Below are 16,703 nucleotides of genomic sequence, written 5' to 3'. Positions count from 1 at the left end.
ATCCGCGTACCCGGCACACGCCCACGGCCACACCCACGCCCACGCCCACGGCCCGGACGTACGGGTCGAGCGACGGGCCGACCCGATCCCACAGGCCGTCCCGCCGCGCCCCGGCGAACTCCCGTCCGCCGTATGCCGTATGCCGTCCGCGCTAGAGCTTCTGTACCGGCGCGTACCTCAGCAGCAGCCGCTTCGGCTTGTCGTCACCGAAGTCGATGGTGGCCTGGGCGTCCGCGCCGGCGCCCTTGACCTCCATGACCGTGCCCAGCCCGAACTGGTCGTGCGTGACCCGGTCCCCGACCACCAGCGTGATGACGGGCTTGTCGGAGGCGCGCCGCGTGGCGAACCCCGAGGGGCCGGACTTCGTGCGCGACGAGGACAGGAACGATTCCGGCGAGGTCCCGAACGAGCTCCTGGAACCGGAGCCGCCCGAGGAGCCCGAGCCGTAGCCCGAACTGCGCATCGGTCCGGCCGGCTTCTGGGTCGCGCCCGTGCGCTTCCACTGGAGGTACTCGGTCGGGATCTCCTCCAGGAAGCGTGACGGCGGGTTGTACGAGGGCGTGCCCCAGGCGCTGCGCATCGACGAGCGCGTCAGGTAGAGGCGCTCGCGCGCCCGCGTGATGCCGACGTACGCGAGGCGTCGCTCCTCTTCCAGTTCCTTGGTCTGTCCCAGCGCGCGCATGTGCGGGAAGACCCCGTCCTCCATGCCGGTCAGGAAGACCACCGGGAACTCCAGGCCCTTGGCGGTGTGCAGGGTCATCAAGGTGATGACGCCGCTGCCGTCGGTGTCCTCGTCGGGGATCTGGTCGGAGTCCGCGACGAGCGCGACCTGCTCCAGGAACTCGGCCAGCGTGCCGGGCCCGGGACCGGCCGCGGGGGCATCGGCGTCAGCGTCGGCGTCGGCACCGCCCTCGGCACCCGCGTCGGCCGCCGGGGCCTGCGGGCCGGCCGCGCGGGCCTGCTCGAACTCCAGCGCCACCGCGGCGAGTTCCTGGAGGTTCTCGATCCGCGTCTCGTCCTGCGGGTCGGTCGAGGCCTGGAGCTCCGCGAGGTAGCCCGTCCGCTCCAGCACCGCTTCCAGCACCACCGCCGGGCCCGCGCCCGACTCCACGATGGTCCGCAGTTCCTCCATGAGCACGTTGAACCGCTTCACGGCGTTGGTCGAGCGCGCGGCCATGCCGAAGGCCTCGTCCACGCGCCGCAGCGCCTGCGGGAAGGTGATCTTCTCGCGCATCGCGAGGGCGTCGATCATCGCCTCGGCACGCTCGCCGATGCCGCGCTTGGGTACGTTCAGGATGCGGCGCAGGGGGACGTTGTCCTCCGGGTTCGCCAGGACGCGCAGGTACGCGAGGACGTCGCGGACCTCCTTGCGCTCGTAGAAGCGGACACCGCCGACGACCTTGTAGGGCAGGCCGACGCGGATGAAGATCTCCTCGAAGACACGCGACTGCGCGTTCGTGCGGTAGAAGATCGCGACGTCGCCCGCCTTGGCGTCGCCGGCGTCGGTCAGCCGGTCGATCTCGTCGGCGACGAACTGCGCCTCGTCGTGCTCGGTGTCCGAGACGTAGCCGGTGATGACCGCGCCGGTGCCGGCCTCGGTCCACAGGTTCTTCGCGCGGCGGTTCTCGTTGCGCTCGATGACGGCGTTGGCGGCGGACAGGATGGTCTGCGTGGAGCGGTAGTTCTGCTCCAGCAGGATCGTCGTCGCGTCCGCGTAGTCCTCCTCGAACTGGAGGATGTTGCGGATGGTCGCGCCGCGGAAGGCGTAGATCGACTGGTCGGCGTCACCCACCACGCACAGCTCGGCGGGCGGCAGGTCCGGGTAGCCGGTGCCGACCAGCTCGCGCACCAGGGTGTACTGGGCGTGGTTGGTGTCCTGGTACTCGTCGACGAGGACGTGCCGGAAGCGGCGCCGGTAGTGCTCGGCGACCTCCGGGAACGCCTGGAGCAGGTGCACCGTGGTCATGATGATGTCGTCGAAGTCGAGGGCGTTGGCCTCGCGCAGCCGTCCCTGGTACATCGCGTACGCCTGGGCCAGCGTCTTCTCGAACCCGTCCGCCGCCTGGCCCGCGAACGCGTCCTCGTCGATGAGCTCGTTCTTGAGGTTCGAGATCTTGGCGTTGAAGGACTTCGGCGGGAACTTCTTCGGGTCCAGGTCCAGGTCGCGGCAGACGAGCGCCATCAGGCGCTTCGAGTCGGCCGCGTCGTAGATCGAGAACGAGGAGGTGAAGCCGAGGCGCTTCGACTCGCGGCGCAGGATGCGCACGCACGCGCTGTGGAACGTCGAGACCCACATGGCGTTCGCGCGCGGGCCCACCAGGCCCTCGACGCGTTCCTTCATCTCGCCGGCGGCCTTGTTGGTGAAGGTGATCGCCAGGATCTGCCCCGGGTGGACCCCGCGCGCGGCCAGCAGGTGGCCGATGCGGTGGGTCAGGACCCGGGTCTTGCCGGAGCCGGCGCCGGCCACGATGAGCAGTGGGGAACCCGCGTGGACCACGGCGGCGCGCTGCTCGGTGTTGAGTCCGTCCAGGAGCGCCGCCGGGTCGATGACGGGTTTGGGCGCCCCGTCGCGGTAGTGGGAGTCCCCGCTCATGGGTACGTCGAACCGGCCGCCGAAGAGGTCGTCCGCGCCCGCTTCCGGGGCGTGATCCTCGGGCGGCGGCTGGACCTCGTCGGAGGGGGAGAGGTCCGCCAGGAAACTGTCGTCAAAGAGGCTGCTCATCGCCTTCCGAGTTTAGGGGGCCGGACCGACAGCCGGTCCCGGCCCCGAAAAATCGGCGGCATATGCCCGTATCCGGACTGCCCGCACCCGGTCTGCCCGTGTCCGGCCGGTCCGGTCCGGGTCCGGGCTCTTCCGAAGGCGGGTCAGCCCAGTACCAACGCCAGCAGTCCGGGGAAGCGCAGCTCCAGGTCATCTCGCCGCAGGGCCAGGTAGAGCCGGCGCCCGGCGGGGCGGCGGGTGATCACTCCGCTCTCGTACAGCGTCTTGAGGTGGTGCGTGACGCTGGAGCGCGGCAGGTCGGGTACCACCTCGCCGCAGAACGCCTCCGAGCCCGAGGCGAGCCTGCGCACGATCTCCAGCCGGACGGGATGTCCGAGCGCCGCGAGGACCTCGACGAGTTCCAGCCGGTCGACGTGCGGTCGGTCGACTTCCAGCCGATCGACATCCGGCCGGTCGACGTCGGGGTGGGCTGGTTCAGCGGCGGGATCAGCGGCGGGGTCAGCGGCGGGAGTGGCGGCCATGTCCTCACTCTACGCAGGCCAGGACGGGTCTCGCCGGGCCCGCGCGGCCCTCGCCGACCTGCCGGATTCGGCTCGGGGGGCGCCCCGTACGCTCGACGACATGGACGTATTGATCAAGGTCTTCGTCGGCCTGCACATCATCGGGATCGCCTCGCTCCTCGGCGGATTCCTCACCCAGATGAAGGCGATGGGGGCGGGCACCGCCCGCTTCGTCCCGGCGATGCTGCACGGCGCGCTGACCATGCTCGTGACCGGCGTGCTGCTGGTCGGCTTCCGGGAGATGGACGGCGGCACGATCAACCAGGTCAAGATAGGCGTGAAGCTCGCCGTCCTCTTCGTGATCCTGGCGCTGGTCTACGTGAAGCGGGACGAGGAGCGGGTGGACAAGGCCCTCTTCGGCGCGGTCGGCGGACTGACCATCGCCAATATCTTTATCGCCCTGCTCTGGCACTGACCGGTCAACTGCGGTCGATTCGGGTCATCTCGTCATCGGCCCGTTACCTTCAGGTTTAACGTCCTCCCCCAAGACCAACGGAAGGACGTGACGCCCCCGTGGCAAGTCATCGAAAGCCCAGGCAGCGCCCGCTCTCCGGCCCCGCCGTACGGACCGCGGCCACCACCCTCGCCCTCGCGGGCGCTGCCACCGCCACCGCCTTCGAAGGCGTCTCCCAGGCCGAGCCCCGTCAGAGTCCCGCCCAGGTCGCGGCGGACGTGGACCGGCTCTACGAGGAGGCCGAGGCGGCGACCGAGCGGTACAACGGGGCGAAGGAGAAGGCCGACGAGGCCGAACGGGAGCTGACCGGCCTGCGTGACGAGGCCGCGCGCCGGACGGACCGGCTCAACACCGCGCGCAGCGCGCTGGGTTCCCTCGCCGCCGGCCAGTACCGCAGCGGGAGTCTGGGGCCCGCGGTCCAGCTGGCGATGGCCGAGGACCCGCAGGAGTACCTGGAGCGGGCCGCGTTCCTGAGCCGGACCGGCGACCGTACCGCGGCCGAGGTGGCCTCCGTACGGGCCCAGTTGGGCCAGGTCGCGAAGGTGCGCGAGAAGGCCTCCGGGCGGCTGGCGGACCTGCGCGGGCGGCGGGACGAACTCGCCGAGACCAAGGCCCTCGTCGAGGGCAGGCTGGCCACCGCCAAGCGGTTGCTGGCGAAGCTCACCGCGGAGGAGCGGGCGGCGTACGAGGCCCGCTCGGCGCCGAGCACCGTCACCGCCGCCGGCGCGCCGGCCGGCGCGGTGTCACCGGCCGGCCTGCGGACCACCGCGCCGGCGCCCGCCGACGGTTCGCGCGCCGCGCGGGCCATCGCCTTCGCGCACGGGGCGATCGGCAAGCCGTACGTCTGGGGCGCAACCGGGCCGGGTTCGTTCGACTGCTCGGGCCTGACGCAGGCCGCCTGGCGGGCCGCCGGGGTCTCGCTGCCCCGCACCACCTACACCCAGATCAACGCCGGGCGCCGGGTCGCCCGCGACCAACTCGCCCCGGGTGACCTGGTGTTCTTCTACTCCGGAGTGACGCACGTCGGCCTGTACATCGGGAACGGTCAGATGATCCACGCCCCGCGCCCCGGCTCGACGGTCCGGGTGGCCCCCGTGGACTCGATGCCCTGGGCGGGCGCCTCCCGACCCGCGTAGCCCCGGACCCGCGGGCTCCTACGGCGTCTTGACCTGCCGGCTGAGCCAGCCGAAGGTCTGCGGCAGCTGCTTGGACCAGGCTTCCAGGTTGTGGCCGCCGGTGATCTTCTCCGCGTGCACCGTCGTCGGGTTCTTCGCGAGGGCCTTGAGGTCCATCCCGGACAGGTAGCCGTCGTGCTCGGCGCCCGACATCCACAGCGCGACCGCCGGCGGCGCGGGCCGGGCCTTGAGCAGTTCCTTCAGGTTGTGGGTGCGGCGCAGCTCGGGGTCCTTGGCCACCAGCGAGCTGGGCTCCTGGCCCGGGTCGTTGTAGCCGGACAGGGAGACGGCCGCGCCGTAGCGGTCGGGGTGCAGGATCGCCAGCTTGGCGGCGCAGTACGCGCCGGCCGAGTAGCCGGCCACGCCCCAGTTCCGGGCCTCGTCCGAGGCCCGGAAGTTGTCGACGACCATCTTGCGGACGTCGACGCTGAACCAGCTGTCGGCGTTGACCTTGCCGGGGATGTTGGCGCAGCCGGTGTCGCCGTTGCCGAGCAGCATGGCGCGGGGCGAGACCAGGATGAACGGCCGCACCGTGCCGTTCCTCATCAGCGGTTCCAGCACCTCGTGCGCCTTGAGGCCCTGGAACCAGGACTTGCCCGTGCCCGGGATGCCGGGGATCAGTTCGACGACGGGGAACTTCCGGTCCTTGTGGGCGGGATCGTCGTACTGCGGCGGCAGCCACACCATGACGTCGCCCTTGACCCCGGAGATCTTCCCGTCGAGTTCGGTCGTGCGGACGCCACCGCCGACGCCCTCGACGGGTCGGAACTCCTGGCGGACCTTGGGCTCGCGGGCCACCTCGGCCGCCTTCGCTCCCCCGAGCCCGTCCGGGCCGAGGTCGGGGGCGGCCGTGACGTACTTCCCGGTGCCGAGCAGGTCGCCCCAGGAGGCGTAGAAGTTCTCCTCCCGGTTGACCGCGACGAACACCAGCGCGATGGCGGTGACCTGCGCGAAGACCACCATCAGGCCGCGGGTGGCGACGCGCACGACGGCGGGTCCGCGCGCCTTGCCCCACAGCAGCAGGGGCAGCAGCACGGCGATCACCGCGAGGGCGATCGCCGTCACGAAGATGGGGGTCCCGGTCAGGCTCGTCACGCCGGCGAAGAGGCCCTCGGAACCTGTCCCGGTTCCCCTCCGCCGGTGCGTCGTGGATCACAGGGCCGCGGCCCGCGACCCTCTCGGGGTCACACCAGGCGGCGGGCCGTGGCCCAGCGGGTCAGCTCGTGCCGGTTGGAGAGCTGGAGCTTGCGCAGCACCGCCGAGACGTGGGATTCCACGGTCTTCACCGAGATGAAGAGCTGCTTGGCGATCTCCTTGTACGCGTAGCCGCGCGCGATCAGCCGCAGCACCTCGCGCTCGCGCTGGGTGAGTCGGTCGAGGTCCTCGTCCACGGGCGGTGCGTCGGTGGAGGCGAAGGCGTCGAGCACGAAACCGGCGAGCCGGGGGGAGAACACCGCGTCCCCCTCCTGCACCCGGAAGATCGAGTTCACCAGGTCGGCGCCGGTGATGGTCTTGGTGACGTAGCCGCGCGCGCCGCCGCGGATGACCCCGATGACGTCCTCGGCGGCGTCCGACACCGACAGCGCCAGGAACCGCACCGGGTTCTCGGCGGCCGACATCAGGGGGGCGCAGCGCCGCAGCACCTCGACCCCGCCGCCACCGGGCAGGTGCACGTCGAGGAGCACCACCTCGGGGCGGGTGGCGGTGATGACGGTGACGGCTTGGTCCACGTCCGCGGCCTCGCCGACGACCTCGACGCCGGTCCGCGCGGTCTCGCCGATCTCGGCCTGTACGCCGGTGCGGAACATCCGGTGGTCGTCGACGAGCACCACCCGGACCCTCCCCGGGCCGGCGTCGGGGGCTCCCCCGGTCGGCGCGCCGGTGTTCGCGTTGTCCTCGGTCATGCTGCGTTCGCCGCCCTCTCCATCTCCAGCTCGACTTCCGTGCCGCCGTCGGGCGCGGACCGCAGCCGCGCGGTCCCGCCGTTGCGCTGCATCCGGCCGATGATCGATTCTCGTACGCCCATCCGGTCGTCCGGTACCGCGTCGATGTCGAATCCGGGGCCGCGGTCCCGTACGGACACGAACACGGTGCGGCCCTCGACCTCCGCGTACACCTGTACCGGTCCGCCCTCGCCACCGTACTTGGCGGCGTTGACCATCGCCTCGCGTGCGGCCTGGACCTGGGCGGACAGCTTCTCGTCGAGCGGGCAGTCGCCGACGACGACGACCTCGATGGGGACGCCGTGGTGGTCCTCGACCTCGGCGGCGGTCCGCTTCACGGCGTCGGCCAGCGTGGTGGGTTCCTCGGCCTCGTCCTTGCCGGTGCCCTCGGGCTTGTAGAGCCAGTTCCGCAGTTCGCGTTCCTGGGCGCGGGCGAGGCGGCGCACCTCTCCGACGTCCTCGGCGTTGCGTTGGATCAGGGTGAGGGTGTGCAGTACCGAGTCGTGGACGTGGGCGGCGACCTCGGCGCGTTCCTGGGCGCGGATGCGCATCAGGCGTTCCTCGGAGAGGTCCTGGGTCATCCGGATCAGCCAGGGGCCGGCGAGCAGGGCGACGCCGACGAGGACGGCGAGGGTGGCGGTGAGGACGTTGCCGAGTTGCGCGGCGGAGCCCCGTACGACGATGAACACGGTCAGGCCCACGCAGACCAGGGCCACCCCGGCGAGCGCCCTGGCCGCCTGGAGCAGTCGGCCGTGCCGTCCGGCGGCGGCGCTCCAGTGGGCGCGGCGGGCGTTGTCGGCCTGTCGCCAGACCAGCACCACGCCGGCGCCGACGAGCAGCGTGGGCCAGATGTAGCGGCCGTTGGTGCCGCCGACCCGGAGCTGGGAGAAGAAGATGCCGGCGCCCACGCACAGCGCGATCAGCGCGGTGACCTGCCCCTTGTCGGGTTTGCGCAGGCGCCGGCCGCCGTCGGGGAGGGTCTCGAAGTAGGAGCGGTGTCCGGTGCGGCCGCCGATGCCGAGCGGTACGAAGACCCAGAACGCGGCGTACAGCAGGATCCCGAGGCCGTCCCCCCACATGAACAGGCCGAGGAACGCGAGGCGGACCCAGACGACGGGCAGCCCGAGGTGCCCGGCGAGCCCGCGCGCGACCCCGCCGAGCATCCGGCCGTCGGCGCTGCGGTAGAGCTTGCGGTGCGGTGCCTCGGAGCCCGGCGGGGACTCCTGTACGTGCGGGATGCGGGGGGCGGCGGCTGCGGGCATGGCACTGATGGTCACACGGCCGGCGGGCGCGGGGCATCAGGGCAGCCCCCCACTTCGATCGGGGGGATATCAGGGTTGTCCCAGGGTCGGGCCGGATTCCTCGGGGGCCGACGGCCCGTCACCATGGACCCATGACCGAAGTACACGAGGCCCCTCCGGCGGATTCCGGGGCCCCCGCCCCTCCCGAACACCCTCCCCTGCGCCGCGGCAGGCGCGACAAGGTGCTCGCCGGCGTGTGCGCGGGCCTCGGCCGGTACTTCGACCTGGACCCGGTGGTGTTCCGGATCGTGCTGGCCGTCCTCGCGGTCACCGGTGGTGTCGGCCTGATCTTCTACGGGTTCGCCTGGTTGCTGCTCCCCCAGGACGGCGACGAGGAGTCCGAGGCGAAGAAGCTGCTGACGGGCCGGGTGGAGGGGGCGACCCTCGCGGCGTTGTTCGCGGCGCTGGTGGGCTGCGCGCTGTTCCTGACGATGGTGGACAACGGCGGGCTCGGGGTGTTCTCGATCCTGGTGATCCTGGCGCTCGGCGGGGCCTCGTACTGGTCCCGGCGGCGGTCGGGGGCCGCGCCGGAGGCGGAGACCCCCCCTGTGTCTCGGGCGGCGCCGCCGCCCGAAACGCAGGCGCCGCCCGCGCCCGGCAGCCCCTCCTGGTGGCGGGACCCGCTGGTCAAGGACGGTACGACCGGTCCGGTGGGGTCCACCGGGTACCTGTGGGGTCCGGCGGACGTGGACGCCCCCGCGGGCCGGGCGCCGAAGCCCGCCGCGCCGGTTTCCCGGGCGGTCGGGCGCGGTGGCATCGGCGGGCGGGTGTTCGTGCTGGCGCTGCTCGGCGGGGCCGCCGCCACCGCCTCGGTGTGGGAGGGCAGCACGCTCTCGCACGCCCTCACGGTCGGGCTGGCCGCCGCGCTGGCCGTCTTCGGGCTGGGGCTGGCCGTCAGTTCGGTCAAGGGCCGCACCGGTTTCGGCACCGTCCTGCTGTCCCTGATGACGGCCGGGCTCCTGGCGGGGGCGAGCGCGTTGCCGAAGGAGATCGGCACGGACTGGCGGGACGTCTCGTGGCGGCCCGCCGCGGTGGCCGACGTACGGCCCTCGTACGAGGCGGGCACCGGCCTGGCGACCTTGGACCTGAGCCGGCTGGACGTGCCGAAGGGCACCACGCTGTCCGTCCGGGCGTCCATCGACGCGGGCCGGCTGAAGGTGGTCGTGCCCCGCGAGGTCACGGCGCGGTCGGACATGACGGTCCGGTGGGGCGACCTGCGGCTGCCCGGCGAGAAGGGCGGGCAGGTGCGCATCAAGACCGGCGGCGAGCACCGGTCGCAGACGTTGCTCCCCGCCGCCGGCACCGAGGCCGGCGGAATGATCGAGCTGCACCTCGAAGCGGGTGTGGGACAGGTGGAGGTGGCCCGTGCGGCGTCATGAGTTCCAGCCGGGACGGCTGATCGCGGGCCTGGTCCTGCTCACCGCGGGCACGCTGCGCCTGCTGGACTCGGCCGGGGAGGTGGACCTGCCCTGGTTCGCCGTGGTCCCGATGGCCGCGGGCGGCCTCGCGCTCGCGGCCGTCGTCGGGGTGGTGACCTACGCGGTGCGGCGGGATCGGCGCGAGCGGATCGCGGAGTCCAACGACAGGTAGGGCGCCCCGGCGAGGATCAGCGGGGTACAGGCCATCAGGTAGATCAGGTCGTTGCCGTAGTAGTACGGGGTGACCGCCCAGGAGACCGTGAGCCACAGGCTGAGCGCGATCAACGCGCCGCCCAGGGCGGCGATCCGGGTCAGCAGTCCGGCCAGGAGCCCGAGGCCCACCAGGAGCTCGCCGACGGCCAGGGTGACGGCGAAGCCGACGGGCGCCTTGAGCGCCAGGTCCACCAGGGCGGGGATCGCGGAGGTGTCGCGGACCCCGCGCATGAGTTCGCCGATGGAGCCGTCGCCGCCGGCGGAGAGGAACGCGGAGTCGGTCAGCTTGTCCAGACCCGCGTACACGAAGGTCACGCCGAGGAAGATCCGCAGGGGGAGGAGGGCGTGCCGGGCGGCGAGGTCCCGCAGTCCGGGGGCGGCACCGGAAGGGACGTCAGTTCGGGTCACGCCGTCAGTTCGGGTCACGCCCCATGTCTACCGCGTCGCCGTTCACTCCGCCACGTCGATGCCGCAGCGGTTCGACTCCACTCCGGCGGCGGTCACCACCTGGACGTCGACGCGCCCCGGTTCCACCTCCGCCGGCACCGGCACGGTCAGCACCGCGTCGGACGGGTTGGTGAACCCGCCGGCCACCGGCACCAACGGCACGTGCACGTGCACCGTTCCGATCCGCACCACCAGCCGGGCCAGCATCTCCGGCGTCTGCGCGCCGGGCGGCACGAAGCCGACGCCCCGGATCTCGATGTCGTCCCCGGGGCGGATGGCCGAGTCCAGATCCCCGGGCTCCCGTCTGCGCACCACCGACAGCACCAACGGGCGGCTGCCCTCCGCGTACTTCGCCGCGAGGTACACGGCGGCCGACAGGGCCACCAGCAGGGCCAGCGCCCACGGCAGTCGGGGCAGCCGGTCGGGGAACCGGGCCAGCGACACCGCCGCGAAGGCCAGCACCACCGTGGAGACCAGCACGTACTGGGCGTCCGCGAAACTCCCCCGCCCCGCGTCGTCCGTCAGCAGGTCGGCGCCCGAGGGCCGGTCGGCGGGCAGCTTCTGGAGCCGCTGCCCCATGATCCGTACGGAGACCACCCGACGCACCAGCACCGCCACCCCCGACGTCAGCGCGAGCACCGCCAGCAATGGCAGCGCCCGCCCGAGCACCGGCCCCGCGTACAGGGCGTCGCGTTCGGGCCCCGGCGAGGAGACGGCGAGCCGCAGCGCGGGCAGCAGGACGGAGAAGGCGATCAGGACCAGCCAGGCGCTCGGCACGGCCTTGGAGGTGGACAGCCGGTTGTCCTCGCCGACCAGCGGGGCCAGCAGTCCGCCGCGCAGCGACTGGGCCCGGGACCCGACGGTGAGCAGCGCCACCAGCACCAGCGCGGCCAGCAGTCCGGCGGTGCGCGCCGACGACCAGCCGGCGCCCAGCGCGGTGCCGACCTGGACGAGCAGCAGCACCCCGGCGGCGATCCACAGGGCGAGGACGGCCCGCCGGGACAGCAGGTACAGCCAGGAGTGCCCGGCCTCGCGGCCCCGGTCGGCGACCGTGCGGGCGGACAGGGTCAGCTCGTCGGAGACCCACTGGCGGGAGGCGCCGGCGGATCGGGACACGGCGGCCGGGAGGCCTTGGCCGGCGGCGAACTCCTCGCGCTTCTCCAGGAAGGCGGCCACCGCCCGGCGGTGTCCCTCCCGGGCTCCGTGGGGGCAGTCGTCGCAGGTGCAGGTGCCACCGTGGGTACTTCTGGGGATCTCTTGGACAGCCACGTGCGTGCCGCCTCTCTGAACTCCGGTGCGATGCCAGCGAATTGTGCACCACTGCGGCAGTGCTCCGGATTGCGCACGATGTCAGAGCAGGTGATTAACCGTTCATGATGTTGACGTCACCCTTCCGGCGGCGCGGAACGGCCCTACGGCGCGACGGTCTGCCAGAGCGGCTGGTAGCTCACCCAGGCCGCGAGGTCCGTCCCGAACCGCTCCCTGGTGGCGACCGCGGCGCGGTGGTCGACGGGCACCGGCTTCCCGGCCGCCCGGGCGATCAGCTGCACCTGCGCGGCCCGCTCCGCCGCGATGAACCACCAGGCCGCCGCGTCCACGGAGTCCCCGACCGTCAACAGCCCCTGATTGCGCAGGATCAGCGCCTTGTACGGGCCGAGCGCGCGGCCGATCCGCTCGCCGTCACCGTCCCCGGCGTACTCGTCGAGGAGCGCGTGGTCCTCGTAGAAGGCGCAGGCCTCCCGGGTCACGGGAGCCAGCAGCTCGCCGAGGGCGGCCAACGCCCTGCCGTACGGGGCCTGCGTGCGCACCACCGCCACCACCTCGGGCCGGGCCCGGTGCACGGCCGCGTGCACGGCGAACGCCAGTTGGTTGACCCGCCGCTCCCCCACCAGCACCCGGCCGTCCGCGTCGACCAGCAGCAGGTCGTCGGCGCCCAGCCCGGCGAAGGCCCGGCCGAAGGGGTTCACCCAGTAGCGGTCCTCGAACTCGGGGTCGCGTGCGGTGACGTGCCCGCCGACCCCGTCCTCGTACCCGAGCCGCCCGAACAGGCGCAGCGCCCCGGCGAGCCGTTCCTTGCGGTGGGCACGCTCGTCGGCCGGGTCCGGGTGCCGGGGCGGCAGCTCGAAGCGCAACCGGTCGGCGGGGACGGGTTCCAGGGCGGGCTGCTGGTCCGGCATGGCCACTCCTCGGTCGGCGTCGACTCGCGGCGCAAGGTACCGGCACCCTCCTGAACTGGCCAGGGGAACGCCGAAGCCGCCGCTCCCCGAGGGGAACGGCGGCTTCGTCAGGTCCGGCGGGGCCGGGTGGGGACTACTCCCACTCGATGGTGCCCGGGGGCTTGCTCGTGCAGTCCAGGACCACGCGGTTCACGTCCCGCACCTCGTTGGTGATGCGGGTGGAGATCCGGGCGAGCACCTCGTACGGCATGCGCGTCCAGTCGGCGGTCATCGCGTCCTCGGAGGAGACGGGGCGCAGCACGATCGGGTGGCCGTAGGTGCGGCCGTCGCCCTGTACGCCGACGCTGCGGACGTCCGCGAGCAGGACGACCGGGCACTGCCAGATCTCCCGGTCGAGGCCGGCGGCGGTCAGCTCGTGGCGGGCGATGGCGTCGGCCTCGCGGAGCAGGTCGAGCCGCTCCCTGGTGACCTCGCCGACGATGCGGATGCCGAGGCCGGGGCCGGGGAAGGGCTGGCGCTGGACGATCTCGTCCGGCAGGCCGAGCTCCTGGCCGACCATCCGGACCTCGTCCTTGAACAGCTGGCGCAGCGGCTCGACGAGTTCGAACTCGATGTCGTCGGGCAGGCCGCCGACGTTGTGGTGGGACTTGATGTTCGCGGTGCCGCTGCCGCCGCCGGACTCGACGACGTCCGGGTACAGGGTGCCCTGGACCAGGAAGGCCACCGCCGGGCCGTCCTCCTGGAGGATCTCCAGCTGGGCCTGCTCGAAGACGCGGATGAACTCGCGGCCGATGATCTTCCGCTTGGTCTCCGGGTCGGAGACGCCGGCCAGCGCGTTCAGGAAGCGCTCCTGCGCGTCGACGACCTTCAGCTGGACGCCGGTGGCCGCGACGAAGTCCTTCTCGACCTGCTCGGTCTCGCCCTTGCGCATCAGACCGTGGTCGACGTAGACGCAGGTGAGCTGCGAGCCGATGGCCTTCTGTACGAGCGCCGCCGCCACGGCGGAGTCCACGCCGCCGGAGAGGCCGCAGATGGCGCGCTTGTCGCCGACCTGCTCGCGGATGGCCGCGATCTGCTCCTCGACGATGTTGCCGGTGGTCCAGGTGGGGGCCAGGCCGGCGCCTCGGTAGAGGAAGTGCTCCAGGATCTGCTGGCCGTGCGTGGAGTGCATGACCTCGGGGTGGTACTGGACCCCGTACAGCTTCTTCTCGTCGTTCTCGAAGGCCGCGACCGGGACGACGTTCGTCGAGGCGGTGACGGTGAAGCCCTCGGGGGCGGCGGAGCAGGCGTCGCCGTGGGACATCCACACCGACTGGTTGTCGGGGGTGCCCTCGAAGAGGGTGGATCCCGACTTGGAGACGGCCAGCGGGGTGCGGCCGTACTCGCGGGCGCCGGTGTTGTCGACCTGACCGCCGAGGGTGACCGCCATCAGCTGGAAGCCGTAGCACATGCCGAAGACGGGGACGCCGGCCTCGAACAGGGCGCGGTCGATGGTGGGCGCACCCTCCTCGTACACCGAGGACGGGCCTCCGGACAGGATGATCGCCTTGGGGTTCTTGGCGAGCATCTCGGCCACGGGCATCGTGCCGGGCACGATCTCGCTGTAGACCCGGGCCTCGCGGACGCGACGGGCGATGAGCTGGGCGTACTGGGCACCGAAGTCGACGACGAGAACCGTGTCCGGGGCGCTGTCGTGGGCGGCGGTGTGTGCTTCAGGCACGGGCAGGCCTTCCGGCGGAAGAGGGTGTGTTTTGTCGATTCTAACGGGGGACGGGTGGGCCGTTTCGTCTCACCATCCGAACCCGTTTGGCCGGGAGCGGGGTGGAAGGTCATAATCCGTTCCATGCGCGAGCAGCTGAGCTTCCTCTTTACCTATGGCACCGGTCGGTCCGGTCGCCATGGGTCATCGTGATGCTCGCTTGAGCCGCTGACTTCCCAGAGCGCCCCGGTCCGACAGGACCGGGGCGCTCTGGCGTTCCCGCCCCTGTCGGGCCCCCACACCCACAGGAGAACCTCATGTCCGTCACCACCCCCGAGCAGCTCATCACCGACTCCCGTGAGCGGATCGACGCCATCGACGACCGGATCATCGGCCTGATCCAGGAGCGGATGGCCGTCTCGACGGTGATCCAGGACGCCCGGATCGGCTCGGGCGGCCGTCGGGTGCACCTGTCACGCGAGATGGAGGTGCTCTCGCACTGGAGCGATGCCCTCGGCAAGCCGGGCACCCAGCTCGCCATGACCCTGCTGGAGCTGTGCCGGGGCCGCGTCTGAGGCGGGCGCGGGGCGTGCGGGCCCGGTCGCGGGCGGGTGTTCGTCACTCGTCCGGACCGTGACCGGCCCGGGGAGTCCTCGTTGAGACGGTGTCCGCGCCGGCCAGGTGCGGGTCCGCACCACCACGCGTGGCTCTGCCGGAGCGATGAGACGTACGGCCCGACGGTCGTGCGTCGTGGGACCTCGCTCCTTCACGTGACCGGACGGCAGGGGACAGCGGTCCGGTCACCACGTGAGAAGACGGCCGGCCCGGGGGACGCCCCGGGCCGGCCGTCGTGCTGTGCCCTCGTGCTCTTGAGAAAGCCGCGCGTGTGCGAAAGCCGCGCGTGGAAAGCCGCGCCCGGACCTACGTGCGCGCGGGACCCCGGCGGCGGACCGCCACGTACAACGCGCCGCCCGCGGCGATCAGGGCCGCGGCGCCGAGCGCGATCGGGCCGGCGGTGACGCCGGTGGAGGCGAGGTTGCCGCTCCCGTGGGCGGTGGTGCCCGAGCCGGTGCCGGTGCCCTTGACGCCGGCGGCCGTGGCCGAGGCGCTCGCCGTCGGGGTCGCGGAGGCGCCCGGCGAGGGGGTGCCGGCGCTCGTGGAGGGGCGCGGGGTCGGGCGCGGGCCGGTGCCGTCGTCCTGGGCGTTCACCACGAGGACGGCCGTGTTGTTGGCGGGGTTCGGGTCGAAGGCGTGCGGCCTCGGCGCGGTCGCGCCCCAGTCGCCGACGGTGACGGAGCCCTTGGCGTTCACCAGGGTCTTCTCCACCTTGAGGTCGAACGGGTAGACGGCCCGCTGGTTCTCGCGGACCGTGTCGCCGAGTGCGCACACGTAGCGGGGCGCGCCGAGCTGCTCGGCACGCTCGCCGCCGGTGGCGGTGGTGGCGGTGCAGCCGTCGGGCTTGCGGACGACCCGTACGCCGTCGGGCATCACGATGACGGTGCGGGCCGCCGAGTCGCCGGCGCGGGCGCCGCGGATCCAGGCCGGACCCTTGTTCTCGAAGGTGAACGCGGTCGTGAGGGTGTCGCCCGAGTCGCCTTCGAGGGACACGGCCGCCGTCGTGAAGTCGGCCGTGTTGCGGACGGCGAAGTCGAAGGTGCGCCGGTTGTCGCCGGGGTTCAGGTCGACGGCGCGCGCGCTCGCGGCGGCCTTCGCGGCCCGCTTGGCGACGCCCAGGCGCTTGCCCGTGGCCGTCTTGCCGTCCCACTGCGCGGCCTTCGGCTGGTCGCCGGCCGGGTGGATGCCGTAGCCGAGCCGGTCGCTGTAGGCGCTCTGGTTGGCCTTGACGTGCAGCGGGCTGTCCCCGGCGAGTTCGTAGGTCTCGCCCGGCTCGAAGTCCCCGTCGACCGAGCACAGGGCCGTGGTGATGTCCGCGACGGTGCGGGTGCGGCAGTTGTCGTACGCCTCCACGAGGCTCATGCCGCGCGTGGTCTCCAGCTCCAGCACCACGCCCCTGGCCGAGTGGGTGCCCGCGTTGGTGAACACGAGCGGCAGCGGCTGGCTCTCGCCGGGCCGCGGGTCGCGCTTGAGCGCCATCTCCCGCATGACGAGGTCCGGTCCGCCGACGGTGAGCTTCGTGGTGGTCGGGGTGACGGTGGCCCCGTCCGTCTTCCCCGTCACCGTGATCTCGCCGGTGTCGCCGTTCTTCGCGTTCTTGGCGGCGGCGACCAGCAGCTCGACGCGCGGCAGGGTGCCGCGCACGGTGCAGACGAGCGCGGTGGCGGCGACCGTGCACTTCTCCTTGGCGCCGTGCGCGTCCTCCCGGACCGTCGCGATGCCGGCGACCTTGGTCAGGTCGACGGTGAGGACGGCCTCCCCGCCGAAGCCGGCGCCGGTCCGGGGGACGTCGAGGGTGAAGACGAGCGACTCTTCCCTCGGGCTGCCGGTCGCCGGGGGCACCGGGAGCGGGAGGGCGGTGGGGCCGCTCACCGGGAAGGCGGGGTCCGCGGCGTGCGCGGGGGTGGTGGCCAGGCCCACGGCCACCAGGCCGCAGGCGGCCAGGAGGGAGATGCGCTTTCTCATGCCCCCGTTGACCG

15 protein-coding genes are annotated in these 16,703 nt (G+C 72.6%); 5 read left to right on the top strand and 10 right to left on the bottom strand.

All coding sequences use genetic code 11. From position 1 onward, the window contains the following. Positions 1–151 precede the first annotated feature (151 nt). The gene (pcrA, locus tag OHA84_RS22130) at positions 152–2,722 is read right to left on the bottom strand and encodes a DNA helicase PcrA (RefSeq protein ID WP_266970113.1); all 2,571 of its coding nucleotides are present in this window, start codon (positions 2,720–2,722) and stop codon (positions 152–154) included. A 143-nt stretch (positions 2,723–2,865) separates the two neighbouring features. Further along, entirely contained in the window at positions 2,866–3,243 is a 378-nt protein-coding gene (locus OHA84_RS22125) for a helix-turn-helix transcriptional regulator (protein ID WP_266949345.1), read from the bottom strand. 100 nt (positions 3,244–3,343) lie between these two features. Here OHA84_RS22125 and OHA84_RS22120 point away from each other — a divergent pair, with 100 nt between their 5' ends. Together OHA84_RS22120 and OHA84_RS22115 are read left to right on the top strand one after the other, a co-directional pair. After that, entirely contained in the window at positions 3,344–3,697 is a 354-nt protein-coding gene (locus OHA84_RS22120) for a hypothetical protein (protein WP_053682663.1), read from the top strand. Between the two features lie 98 nt (positions 3,698–3,795). After that, the gene (locus tag OHA84_RS22115; protein ID WP_266970115.1) at positions 3,796–4,872 is read left to right on the top strand and encodes an NlpC/P60 family protein; all 1,077 of its coding nucleotides are present in this window, start codon (positions 3,796–3,798) and stop codon (positions 4,870–4,872) included. A gap of 18 nt (positions 4,873–4,890) precedes the next feature. Here OHA84_RS22115 and OHA84_RS22110 read toward each other — a convergent pair whose 3' ends face one another. The 3 genes from OHA84_RS22110 to OHA84_RS22100 all read right to left on the bottom strand — a co-directional run bounded on the left by OHA84_RS22110 (position 4,891) and on the right by OHA84_RS22100 (position 8,116). Beyond that, entirely contained in the window at positions 4,891–6,006 is a 1,116-nt protein-coding gene (locus OHA84_RS22110) for an esterase family protein (protein WP_266970117.1), read from the bottom strand. An 89-nt stretch (positions 6,007–6,095) separates the two neighbouring features. Next, a complete protein-coding gene (locus OHA84_RS22105) occupies positions 6,096–6,815 on the bottom strand; it encodes a response regulator transcription factor (RefSeq protein WP_053682564.1) in 720 nt (239 codons plus the stop codon). Continuing rightward, positions 6,812–8,116 (bottom strand): ATP-binding protein, encoded by a 1,305-nt coding sequence (locus OHA84_RS22100; RefSeq protein ID WP_053682664.1) that lies wholly within the window; start codon positions 8,114–8,116, stop codon positions 6,812–6,814. Before OHA84_RS22100 ends, OHA84_RS22105 begins: the two co-directional genes overlap by 4 nt. Positions 8,117–8,247: 131 nt before the next feature. On the opposite strand from OHA84_RS22100, the gene OHA84_RS22095 reads away from it, so the two are divergent. Both OHA84_RS22095 and OHA84_RS22090 read left to right on the top strand, forming a co-directional pair. Further along, entirely contained in the window at positions 8,248–9,534 is a 1,287-nt protein-coding gene (locus OHA84_RS22095) for a PspC domain-containing protein (RefSeq protein ID WP_053682565.1), read from the top strand. After that, on the top strand, positions 9,521–9,745 hold the full coding sequence (locus OHA84_RS22090) for a hypothetical protein (RefSeq protein WP_053682566.1): 225 nt from the start codon (positions 9,521–9,523) through the stop codon (positions 9,743–9,745). The genes OHA84_RS22095 and OHA84_RS22090 overlap by 14 nt, the downstream gene beginning before the upstream one ends. Here the strand turns inward: OHA84_RS22090 and OHA84_RS22085 are convergent. The 4 genes from OHA84_RS22085 to guaA form a co-directional block, all read right to left on the bottom strand. Next, positions 9,691–10,212: a DoxX family membrane protein gene (locus OHA84_RS22085; RefSeq protein WP_371591435.1), complete on the bottom strand. Its 522-nt coding sequence runs from the start codon at positions 10,210–10,212 to the stop codon at positions 9,691–9,693. The two genes, OHA84_RS22090 and OHA84_RS22085, sit on opposite strands and share 55 nt — an antisense overlap. A gap of 24 nt (positions 10,213–10,236) precedes the next feature. After that, a complete protein-coding gene (locus OHA84_RS22080) occupies positions 10,237–11,502 on the bottom strand; it encodes a hypothetical protein (protein WP_199826644.1) in 1,266 nt (421 codons plus the stop codon). A gap of 143 nt (positions 11,503–11,645) precedes the next feature. Then, on the bottom strand, positions 11,646–12,416 hold the full coding sequence (locus tag OHA84_RS22075) for a class II aldolase/adducin family protein (RefSeq protein ID WP_371591434.1): 771 nt from the start codon (positions 12,414–12,416) through the stop codon (positions 11,646–11,648). A 127-nt stretch (positions 12,417–12,543) separates the two neighbouring features. Further along, the gene (gene guaA, locus OHA84_RS22070) at positions 12,544–14,130 is read right to left on the bottom strand and encodes a glutamine-hydrolyzing GMP synthase (protein WP_053682570.1); all 1,587 of its coding nucleotides are present in this window, start codon (positions 14,128–14,130) and stop codon (positions 12,544–12,546) included. 296 nt (positions 14,131–14,426) lie between these two features. Here guaA and OHA84_RS22065 point away from each other — a divergent pair, with 296 nt between their 5' ends. Beyond that, positions 14,427–14,684: a chorismate mutase gene (locus OHA84_RS22065; protein ID WP_053682571.1), complete on the top strand. Its 258-nt coding sequence runs from the start codon at positions 14,427–14,429 to the stop codon at positions 14,682–14,684. A 346-nt stretch (positions 14,685–15,030) separates the two neighbouring features. Here the strand turns inward: OHA84_RS22065 and OHA84_RS22060 are convergent, their stop codons facing one another. Beyond that, a complete protein-coding gene (locus tag OHA84_RS22060; RefSeq protein ID WP_053682572.1) occupies positions 15,031–16,689 on the bottom strand; it encodes a hypothetical protein in 1,659 nt (552 codons plus the stop codon). Between the last annotated feature and the right edge of the window lie 14 nt (positions 16,690–16,703).

Origin of the sequence: Streptomyces sp. NBC_00513 (genome assembly GCF_041431415.1) — a bacterium.
Lineage (GTDB): Bacteria > Actinomycetota > Actinomycetes > Streptomycetales > Streptomycetaceae > Streptomyces.
The sequence above is the reverse complement of the archived record's forward strand: the minus strand, read 5'-3'. Positions and strand labels throughout refer to the sequence as shown.